The following is a 10,009-nucleotide window of genomic DNA, read 5'->3' on the forward strand; positions in this document are numbered from 1 at the left end:
CGTCATGGCGACGGTGCTGATCCCGATCCCGGACCGCGACTTCGACCCCACCGAGGTCGCCGTCAGCTGGAAGGTGCTGACCCGAAGCGGCCACCGGGTGGTCTTCGCGACCGAAACCGGCATGCCCGGGGAGGCCGACGACATCATGCTGACGGGGCGTGGACTGGACCTCTGGTCCGCGCTGCCGGTGCTGGGCGCCGTCGCGCTGATCGGGCTGGCGTTGCGCGCCGATAAGGCGGGGCGCGATGCCTATCGGGATATGTTGCGCTGCAATGAGTTTCAGCGCCCCATTGCCTGGTCTCAGGCCACCCTCGACGGTGTCGATGCGCTGGTGTTGCCGGGCGGGCACCGTGCGCGCGGGATGCGCAGCTACATCGACAGCGACATTCTGCACCGGCTCGTCGTGGCGGCGTTCGCCCGCGGACTGGTGGTGGGCGCCATCTGTCACGGTGTGCTGCTGGCCGCGCGCAGCGTCGATCCCGGCACCGGTCGCTCGGTCCTTCACGGGCGCAAGACGACGGCGCTGACGTGGGCAATGGAGCGGTTGGCCTGGCGGCTCACCCGGTTCACCCGGTTCTGGGATCGCAACTATTACCGGACGTATACCGAGGACCCGGGCCAAGCCGACGGCTACATGTCGGTGCAGGCCGAAGTCACACGGGCACTTGAAGATCCGTCCGATTTCCGGGACGTCTCCCGCGGATCGCCGAACTGGCGGCGCAAGACCTCGGGACTGCTGCGCGACACGCCGACCGACTCGCGGGCCGCTTTCGTCGTCGACGACGGGGACTATGTGTCGGCGCGCTGGCCCGGCGACACCCACACGTTCGCCACGGTCTTGTCGCAGAAGCTCACCGCGGCCCGCTGACGGCTACGTCGCGGCGCCCGTGCCCAGATGCTCGCCGAAGAATGCGAACACCCGGCGCCACGCGTCTTCGGTGGCGTCGCGGTCGTAGCCGAATCCCGCGATGCGAAGCAGCGGTTGGCCGGGCAGCTCGTTGGCGAAGCTGTGCCCGGCGCCGGGGTAGGTCTTTACATCGGCGGTGATGTTCTTGGCGGCGATCGCCTTGTTCAGCTTTTCGGGCGCACCCCGCCCCAGCGGATCCCGGCCGCCGAAGCTCGCCACCACCGGGCACGCGCCGTCCAGCGTCTTGTCGAGGTTGCGCGGCAGGGGAGTGCCGTAGAACGGTGCGGAAGCGCCGAAACCCTTGGGAGACATGACAAGAGCAAACTGGCCGCCCATGCAGAAGCCCGCGACACCGACCTGCCCGGAGCACTCCGGCATGGCCTGCAGGTGGTCCCGCGCGGCCAGAATGTCGTCCAGGGCGCGGCCGCGCTGCGTCTGCAGCTCCTTCATGACGCGCGTGATGCAGCGGATGCGGCCACCGCGGGCATACAGGTTCGGGGTGACGGCCAGATATCCGGCCGCGGCGATGCGGTCGTTGATCGACTGCTTGTCTCGCCCGTAGCCGATCGCGTCGTGGATCACCACCACACCCGGCCACGGTCCTTGCCCCGACGGCGTGCTCAGTAACGCATCGATCGGTCCGTCGGGGGTATCGATCTGAATCGTCGTCATAGCGTCATCTAACTGCAATCGCACCGCCGAACACCACGGGAACTTGGGCGCGGTCCGCGGACGTTGGTCTGGCATGGTGTCGCGGCTGCTGTTGATCTACGCCGTCGTCGAACTCGCTGCGATCTTCGAGCTGGTGTCGACGATCGGATGGGGCTGGACCCTGCTGGCGCTTCTGGCGACCGTCATGCTCGGCTGGGGCCTCATCGCCCCGATGGCGGGTTCCCACGTCGTCCGCCGGATCGGGCGACTGCGCTCCGGCCTGGCCGAGCAACGCGCCGCGGCCGGCGACGGCGCGCTGGTCAGCCTGGCCGCGCTGCTCGTTCTCGTCCCCGGACTTGTCAGCACGGCGCTGGGCTTGCTGCTGCTCATCCCGCCCGTCCGGTCGGCCGTCGGCCCCGGGCTGACCGCCCTGGCGGTGCGCAAGCTGCAACGACAAATACCCGGACTCGGTTACGCGGGCGCGTTCCGTCCACAACCTCAATCGGCTCATTCGGCGTCGTATCCCGCCGGGAATTTCGATGGGCGCGGCCGCGGCGACTACATCGACGGCGAGGTCATCGACGTGCGCGACATCGAGGCGCCGGTGCGGCCGCAAGGATTCGACGCGCGCTGACCCGCCGCGGCGGACCACGCCGCCCACCCGCCGACTGACCGTTATGGCCCCGCGACCCGCCGCACGTAGTTTTGGGCTGTGTCCCGCTCCGCCGTGAGTCCCGCGCCGCAGACGCTGCTGGTCAACGGTCGGGTGCACAGCCCGGCCCAACCCGACGCCACCGCGATGGCCGTCCGCGACGGCGTGGTGGCGTGGCTGGGCGGCGACCAGGTCGGCCGCCGCATGTTCCCCGATGCCGTCGTCGAAGACCTCGACGGCGGTTTCGTGGCGCCGGGATTCGTGGACAGCCACATCCATCTCACCGCCACCGGGCTGACGCTCAGCGGGTTGGACCTGCGCGGCGCCGGGTCGCAGGCGGAGTGCCTGCGGATGGTCGCCGACTACGCCACCGCCCATCCCGGCCGACCGGTGTGGGGTCATGGTTGGGACGAAACGTCGTGGCCCGAGAACCGCTCGCCCAGCACCGCCGACCTCGATGCCGCTCTCGGTGGCCGGCCCGCCTACCTGGCCCGCGTGGACGTGCACTCCGCGCTCGCGTCGACGGGCCTGCGGCGGCTGGTCGCCGAACTTCCGGCGTCGACCGGTTACAGCGCCGAGCGGCCGCTGGTCGGCGACGCGCACCATCGGGTGCGCGCCGTGGCGCGGGACCTGCTGACGGCCGACCAACTGGCCGAAGCCCGCGCCGCGGCACTGCGGGCCGCCGCGGCGGCCGGCATCGTCGCGGTGCACGAATGCGCCGGACCCGACATCGGCGGGATCGACGATTGGCTGCAGTTGCGCGCGCTCGACCATGGCGTCGAGATCATCGGTTATTGGGGTGAGCCGGTGAACAGCCCCGCGCAGGCGCACGAGCTGATGGCGGCGACCGGCGCCCACGGGCTGGCCGGCGACCTGTTCGTCGACGGGGCGCTGGGGTCGCGCACCGCCTGGCTGCACGAGCCTTACACGGATGCGCCCGACCGCACCGGAACCTGCTACCTGGACACCGAGGCCGCCGAGGCGCACCTGCGGGCCTGCACGCAGGCCGAAGTCACCGCGGGATTCCATGTCATCGGAGACGCCGCCGTGACCGCCGTGGTGGATGCCCTCGAGCGTGTCGTCGCCGACCTCGGGCCGGTCGCCGTCGCGCGCTGCGGACACCGCCTCGAGCACGTCGAGATGGTCAGCGCCGAGCAGGCCGTCAAGCTCGGCCAATGGGGGGTCATCGCCAGCGTGCAGCCCAATTTCGACGCGCTGTGGGGCGGACCCGACGGCATGTACGCGCGGCGGCTCGGTGCCGAGCGCGGCAGTCGGCTCAACCCCTTTGCGCTGTTAGCATCCCAAGGCGTGCCCCTCGCGCTAGGTTCCGACGCTCCGGTCACGGGCTTCGACCCGTGGCTGAGCGTGCGCGCGGCGATCCATCACCGCACTCCCGGCAGCGGGGTCTCGGCGCGGGCCGCGTTTGCTGCGGCCACCCGCGGGGGCTGGCGGGCGGCCGGGGTCCGCGACGGGAAGACGGGCACGCTGGTGCCGGGCGCGCCCGCCTCCTACGCCATCTGGGACGCCGGGGACCTAGAGGTGCACGCCCCGCGCGACACGGTCCAGCGCTGGTCGACCGACCCGCGTTCCCGGGTGCCCGCGCTGCCCCGATTGGGCCCGGGCGACGCCCTCCCGCGGTGCCGGCGGACGGTGCATCGGGGCGCTGTCATCCATGGTTAGGCACCGGCCGCGCGGCGACGAGCCGGCGGACCAGGCCGATGCGGCCGATCAGGACCTACCCCGGCGGCCGGACACCGACCCCATCAGCGACGAGGCCGAATCGGACCGCGACGACCAGCCCGCCGACGTGCGCCCCGAGCCGGGAGAACACGAGGACGACGATCGTGACGGGGGCCCCGCGGAATCGGAACCGGGCGACGAGCCCGGGCCGTCCGGGCCCACGCTGGCCGAGCGGCTGGGGACGGTGGCGCGCGGCGCGCTGACCGGGCTGGTCGCCGCCGTGATCGCGCGGCTGCCCGCCGCCCAGGCCGCCATGCTGCCCCGCCTGACCCGGCTCAGTTGCGCCATCGCGGGCGGCCTGCTGTTCTGCGCCAGCTTCCCGTCGCTGAACTGGTGGTGGGCGGCCGTGGTGGCCGCCGCATTGCTGGGATGGGTGCTGACGCACCCGGCGACCACGCCGGCGGGCGGCCTGGGTTACTCGTTCCTGTTCGGGCTGGCGTTCTACCTGCCGCTGCTGCCGTGGGTAGGACTGCTGGTCGGGCCCATCCCATGGATCGCGCTGGCCACCGTATCGGCGCTGTTTCCCGCCCTGTTCGGCCTGTGCGCCGTCACCGTGCGCCGGCTGCCCGGTTGGCCCATCTGGTTCGCGCTGATCTGGGCCGCTCAGGAGTGGCTCAAGTCGGCCGTCCCGTTCGGCGGCTTTCCCTGGGGTTCGGTCGCATTCGGTCAGACGCACGGTCCGTTCCTGCCGCTGGTCCAGCTCGGCGGCGTGGCGCTGCTGTCCATGGCGATCATGCTGGTCGGCTTCAGCGCGACGGCCATCGCGCTCGAGATCGTGAAGTGGTGGCACTCCGGTCACCCCGCTGCACGCCCCGCCGGCGGCACCGACGAACCGGGGCACCCCGATCCCGCGCCGCCCGCGGTGGTGGTGCCCGGCGTCTGCATCTGCCTGGTGCTCTTCGCGTCGCTCATCGTCTGGCCACAGGTGCGCCACGCCGGTACCGGGTCGGGCGGCGAGCCGTCGGTCACCGTCGCAGCCGTGCAGGGCAACGTGCCGCGGCTGGGCTTCGAATTCAACGAACAGCGGCGGGCGGTGCTGGACAACCACGTCCGGGAGACCCTGCGGCTGGCCGACGACGTGCGCGCCGGGGCCGCCCCGCAACCGCAATTCGTGATCTGGCCGGAGGACTCGTCGGACATCGACCCGCTAGTCAACGGCGACGCCGCGCTGCAGATATCCCAGGCCGCGGCGGCCATCGGCGCGCCGATCCTGATCGGCAGCGTGCTCGAGGTGCCGGGGCGTCCCCCGCAGGATCCGAACTACACCAACACCATGATCGTGTGGAATCCGGCGACGGGCCCGGCCGATCGCCACGACAAGGAAATCGTGCAGCCGTTCGGCGAGTACCTGCCGATGCCGTGGCTGTTCAAGCACCTGTCCGGCTACGCGGGCCGCGCCGGAAGCTTCGTGCCGCGCCGGGGCCCCGATGTGGTGCACATCGCAGGGGTGCCCCTGGGCGTCGCCACCTGTTGGGAAGTGATCTTCGACCGGGTGCCGCGACAAGCGGTGCTCGGCGGTGCCCAACTGCTGGCCGTACCGGCCAACAACGCCACCTTCAACAAGAGGATGAGCGAGCAGCAGCTGGCATTCGCCAAGGTCCGGGCCGTCGAACACGACCGGTACGTGGTGGTGGCCGGCACCACCGGAATCAGCGCCGTCCTCGCCCCCGACGGCGGCGAGTTGGCGCGCACCGACTTCTTCCAGCCCGCGTATCTGGACATGCAGGTGCGCCTCAAAACCAGGCTGACGCCGGCCACTCGCTGGGGACCGCTGCTGCAATGGGCCATGGTCCTGGCGGCCGGGGCGGTCATTCTGGCCGGGATACGGCAGAATGGATGGTTCCCGCGTTCGACACGTCTGCGGTCCACACGTCGATCGACAGGGGCCGGTGCCACCCCGGGCGACCCCCCGCCCGACGAGCACGACCCGGACACTGCGCCCGACCCCCGGGACCGCACGCCGGCAGACGACGGCGACTGACCACCCTCCGTCCGACCAGGACGGCCGGCTTTTCGAATTCGGGCGACACAGAGGAGCTACATGACCACCGGCCAGCCGGCGCCCCAGGTTCCGGGCAACCGCCCCAGCCAGCGCGTCTTGGTGATCATCCCCACCTACAACGAGCTGGAGAACCTTCCGGTGATCCACCGGCGGCTCAAAGAGGCGTGCCCGCACGTGCACCTGCTCGTGGTGGACGACAGCAGCCCCGACGGCACCGGCCAGCTCGCCGAGGAGCTGGCGGCCGGCGATGCGGGACGCACGCACGTCATGCACCGCACCGCCAAGGACGGCCTGGGCGCGGCGTATTTGGCGGGCTTCGCCTGGGGTTTGAGCCGTGACTACTCGGTGCTGGTCGAGATGGACGCCGACGGCAGCCACGCGCCCGAGCAGCTGCACCGCCTGCTGGACGCCGTCGACGCCGGGGCCGATCTGGCCATCGGCTCGCGCTACGTCGACGGCGGGACGGTACGCAACTGGCCATGGCGGCGCTGGGCGTTGTCCTGGACGGCGAACACCTATGCCCGCCTGGCGCTCGGCATCGGCGTGCACGACATCACCGCCGGCTACCGCGCCTACCGCCGCGAAGTGCTCGAGGCGATCGACCTCGACGGCGTCGACTCCAAGGGCTACTGCTTCCAGATCGATCTGACCTGGCGAACCATCTGCAACGGCTTCACCATCACCGAGGTGCCCATCACCTTCACCGAGCGCGAGCTCGGCGTGTCCAAGATGAGTGGATCGAACATCCGCGAGGCCCTGGTCAAGGTCACCCGCTGGGGTGTGCAGGGCCGGCGGTCGGGGGCCCGGACCAGCAGGGCCGACAACCGCAGCTAGTTCGGCGGCCTGCGGGCCGGCCCCGACTGAATCGGCGGCTCAGCCGCGACGGCGGGTCTTGATGATCTCGAGGCGCTCCTTGAGCAGCTCTTCGAGCTCCTCGACGGAGCGGCGCTCCAGCAACATGTCCCAGTGCGTCCGCGGCGGCTTCACCTTCTTCGGCTCGGGCAGGTCGCCCTCGATCAGGGTGCCTTCCAGGCCGTTGCGGCACAGCCAGGTGCCGGGGATCTCGGCGTCGTCGGCGAAGGGAACCTCGAACTCCTCGCCGTTCTCGGTGCGGTACTTCGCGAGCTGACGCGGAGCCAGGTCGTGGTTACGGTCAGTCTCGTAGCTCACGGCCCCGAGGCGACTGCCTCTCAGTACGCGATCAGCCATGGCTGCTACTCCTTCAGGTCTTCTCGGAGCTCTCCGGCTCCCTTACTGCGTTCAGTGCAAACTCTTCATCTAGCAAACGCTGCGATCATCTGCGCAGTTCCCCGGCCGGAGCCGGCATACGCGACGCGACCTTCCATGATACCGGGATTGCCGGGAAAACCCGACTAAAGTCGGCAGGCGTGAGCCGCCGTACCCGCCCGCAGCCCTGTCGCTGGTGTGGTCGAGACGTCACCGACGCGGGAATGGGCCGTCGTCGCCAATACTGCCGGCAGTCGTGCCGGCAGCGGGCGTACGAGCAACGGGCGTCGCTGAACCGCAACGGCGCGGCGGCCGTCCCCGAGGACGCGGTGGTGCTGTCGGCCGACGAAGCGGCCGACCTGTCGGATCGCGTCTACCAGGTGCGCTGCGCGGCCGAGGACGTCGCCACGGCCGTGGACGAAGGCGCCGGTGCCACCGAGCTGCGCCGGTTATGCGAAACCCTGATCCAAGCCGCCAGGGCCGCCGACGGCTGGCGCCGAGCGGGTGTGTGACCGCGTCGTTGGCACCGGACCGGCCGTGCCTGGCGCCGCACCGGGACATTTCCCGACATGCGCCTGACCACCGGCTATGGCCGGCCGGGTACAGTCGCGCCATGGACGTCGGGCCATGTCTACAACGCACCGCTGTCCAGCGAGCACACCGGGCACCTCGTGTCACATCTTCTTTGCGCGGCGCGGCGCAACTGTCCAGGCCGGTCCTCCCGTAGCAGTCGGGAGCAGCGGACGTTTTGAAATCCTGTCGGAGTTGGCCATACTCACCAGCAACATTCTTGGGTCGGAGAGCGGCACGACGCTGGTCGAACGGGAAACGGCGTCGCCTCGTGCAGCAAATTCCGTGACTCGGCGAGAACCGCATCCGGCGGTGGAAGACGGCCGCACGTCGTCAGGCGAAGGTTAGGCGAGGTTTGTGATGGTTGATCAACTCCAGCATGCGACCGAAGCGCTGCGCAAAGCGCTGGTCCAGGTTGAGCGCCTGAAGCGCACCAACCGTGCGCTGCTGGAGCGGTCCAACGAGCCGATCGCGATCGTCGGTATGTCCTGCCGCTTCCCGGGCGGCGTGGACAGCCCGGAGGCGCTGTGGCAAATGGTCGCCGACGGCCGCGACGTGATCTCGGAGTTTCCCACCGACCGCGGCTGGGACGTGGCGGCCCTGTACGACCCGGACCCCGACGCGCGGCACAAGTGCTACGTGAAAACCGGCGGCTTCGTCGACGGCGTCGCGGACTTCGATCCGGGCTTCTTCGGCATCGCGCCCAGCGAGGCGCTGGCGATGGATCCTCAGCATCGGATGCTGCTCGAACTGTCGTGGGAAGCCTTGGAGCGAGCCGGGATTGACCCCAGCGGGCTGCGCGGCAGCGCCACCGGCGTGTTCGCCGGGCTCATCGTCCAGGGCTACGGCATGCTCGCCGAGGAGATCGAGGGTTACCGGCTGACCGGGATGACCTCCAGTGTCGCCTCGGGGCGGGTGTCCTATGTGCTAGGGCTGGAGGGCCCGGCGGTGTCAGTGGACACGGCGTGTTCGTCGTCGTTGGTGGCGCTGCACATGGCCGTGCAGTCGCTGCGCTCGGGGGAGTGCGACCTGGCCCTGGCCGGCGGTGCGACGGTGAACGCCACGCCGACCGTCTTCGTGGAGTTCAGCCGGCACCGCGGCCTGGCGCCCGACGGGCGGTGCAAGGCCTACGCGGGTGCGGCCGACGGCGTCGGCTGGTCCGAGGGCGGAGCCATGCTGGTGGTGGAGCGCTTGTCGGACGCGCAGCGCCTGGGGCACCCGGTGCTGGCGGTGGTGCGCGGCTCGGCGGTCAACCAGGACGGCGCCTCCAACGGGTTGACCGCGCCCAACGGTCCCTCGCAGCAGCGGGTGGTGCGTGCCGCGCTCGCCAACGCCGGGTTGGCCGCGGCCGACGTCGACGTCGTCGAGGGGCACGGCACCGGAACCACTTTGGGTGACCCGATCGAGGCCCAGGCGCTGCTGGCGACCTATGGGCAGGATCGCAGTGAGCCGCTTTGGCTGGGGTCGATCAAGTCGAACATGGGCCACACGCAGGCCGCCGCCGGGGTGGCCGGCGTCATCAAGATGGTGCAGGCGATGCGCCACGAGACACTGCCCGCGACGTTGCACGTGGACGCTCCCAGCCCGCACGTGGACTGGTCGGCGGGTGCGGTGTCGTTGCTGACCGAGGCACAACCCTGGCGGGCCGAGCGCCCGCGCCGGGCGGGCGTGTCGTCGTTCGGCATCAGCGGCACCAACGCGCACGTCATCGTCGAGGCCGCCCCGGCCGAACCGGTGCGGGAGGCCGGCCCGGCGCGGGCGGTGGTCCCGTGGGCGGTGTCGGCGAAGTCCCCGGCGGCGTTGGCCGCGCAGGCGGCCCGGCTGGCCGAATACGTTCGCGCGCACGATGATCTGGACGTCGCCGACATCGGGTGGTCATTGGCGGGCCGCGCGACGTTCGAGCACCGGGCCGTCGTGGTGGGCGGTGACCGTGACCGGCTGCTCGCCGGGCTGGACGAGCTGGCCAACGACGACCCGACCGGATCGGTCATCCGGGGCACCGCGACACCGGCGGGCAAGACGGTGTTCGTCTTCCCCGGCCAGGGCTCGCAATGGCTGGGCATGGCAATCGAATTGCTGGACACCGCACCGGTATTCGCACAGCAGATCCGGGAGTGTGAAGAGGCCTTCGCCGAATTCGTCGACTGGTCGCTGACCGACGTGCTTCGCGCCGCGCCCGGCGCTGCGAGCCTGGACCGCGTCGACGTTGTGCAGCCGGTGCTCTTCGCGGTGATGGTGTCGCTGGCCGAGCTGTGGAAGT

General features: G+C 70.7%; 7 protein-coding genes and 1 pseudogene. 6 read left to right on the forward strand and 2 right to left on the reverse strand.

All coding sequences use genetic code 11. From position 1 onward, the window contains the following. Positions 1-4 precede the first annotated feature (4 nt). On the forward strand, positions 5-868 hold the full coding sequence (locus A5659_RS19220) for a type 1 glutamine amidotransferase domain-containing protein (RefSeq protein WP_067183459.1): 864 nt from the start codon (positions 5-7) through the stop codon (positions 866-868). A gap of 3 nt (positions 869-871) precedes the next feature. Here A5659_RS19220 and A5659_RS19225 read toward each other — a convergent pair whose 3' ends face one another. Beyond that, positions 872-1,579, reverse strand: a complete 708-nt coding sequence (locus tag A5659_RS19225; protein ID WP_067183463.1) for a dienelactone hydrolase family protein — start codon at positions 1,577-1,579, stop codon at positions 872-874. 73 nt (positions 1,580-1,652) lie between these two features. On the opposite strand from A5659_RS19225, the gene A5659_RS19230 reads away from it, so the two are divergent. The 3 genes and pseudogenes from A5659_RS19230 (at position 1,653) to lnt (ending at position 6,848) form a co-directional block, all read left to right on the forward strand. Next, positions 1,653-2,192: an FxsA family protein gene (locus A5659_RS19230; protein WP_067183466.1), complete on the forward strand. Its 540-nt coding sequence runs from the start codon at positions 1,653-1,655 to the stop codon at positions 2,190-2,192. A 165-nt stretch (positions 2,193-2,357) separates the two neighbouring features. After that, complete coding sequence (locus A5659_RS19235) at positions 2,358-3,890, forward strand: amidohydrolase (protein ID WP_082976129.1); 1,533 nt, start codon at positions 2,358-2,360, stop codon at positions 3,888-3,890. Between the two features lie 313 nt (positions 3,891-4,203). Beyond that, positions 4,204-6,848, forward strand: a pseudogene (gene lnt, locus A5659_RS19240) (apolipoprotein N-acyltransferase). Here lnt and A5659_RS19250 read toward each other — a convergent pair. Next, positions 6,826-7,161 carry an RNA polymerase-binding protein RbpA gene (locus A5659_RS19250; RefSeq protein WP_007770897.1) on the reverse strand — a complete coding sequence of 112 codons (336 nt, stop codon included), beginning with the start codon at positions 7,159-7,161 and terminating at the stop codon, positions 6,826-6,828. The pseudogene lnt and the gene A5659_RS19250 sit on opposite strands and share 23 nt — an antisense overlap. Before the next feature lie 179 nt (positions 7,162-7,340). Between A5659_RS19250 and A5659_RS19255 the strand changes: the two genes are divergently transcribed. Both A5659_RS19255 and A5659_RS19260 read left to right on the forward strand, forming a co-directional pair. Then, the gene (locus A5659_RS19255; protein WP_082976126.1) at positions 7,341-7,691 is read left to right on the forward strand and encodes a hypothetical protein; all 351 of its coding nucleotides are present in this window, start codon (positions 7,341-7,343) and stop codon (positions 7,689-7,691) included. Positions 7,692-8,109: 418 nt separating this feature from the next. After that, positions 8,110-10,009 (forward strand): type I polyketide synthase (locus A5659_RS19260; protein ID WP_082976127.1); only part of this gene is annotated, 1,900 nt, incomplete at its 3' end.

The organism is Mycobacterium sp. 1165196.3, from assembly GCF_001673415.1.
Classification (GTDB): Bacteria; Actinomycetota; Actinomycetes; order Mycobacteriales; family Mycobacteriaceae; genus Mycobacterium; species Mycobacterium europaeum_A.

Excerpts from the sequence above, each read along its gene's own strand:
- A5659_RS19220 (WP_067183459.1), top strand. The coding sequence starts at position 5 with ATGGCGACGGTGCTGATCCCGATCCCGGACCGCGACTTCGACCCCACC.
- A5659_RS19225 (WP_067183463.1), bottom strand. The coding sequence starts at position 1,579 with ATGACGACGATTCAGATCGATACCCCCGACGGACCGATCGATGCGTTA.
- A5659_RS19230 (WP_067183466.1), top strand. The coding sequence starts at position 1,653 with ATGGTGTCGCGGCTGCTGTTGATCTACGCCGTCGTCGAACTCGCTGCG.
- A5659_RS19235 (WP_082976129.1), top strand. The coding sequence starts at position 2,358 with ATGGCCGTCCGCGACGGCGTGGTGGCGTGGCTGGGCGGCGACCAGGTC.
- A5659_RS19250 (WP_007770897.1), bottom strand. The coding sequence starts at position 7,161 with ATGGCTGATCGCGTACTGAGAGGCAGTCGCCTCGGGGCCGTGAGCTAC.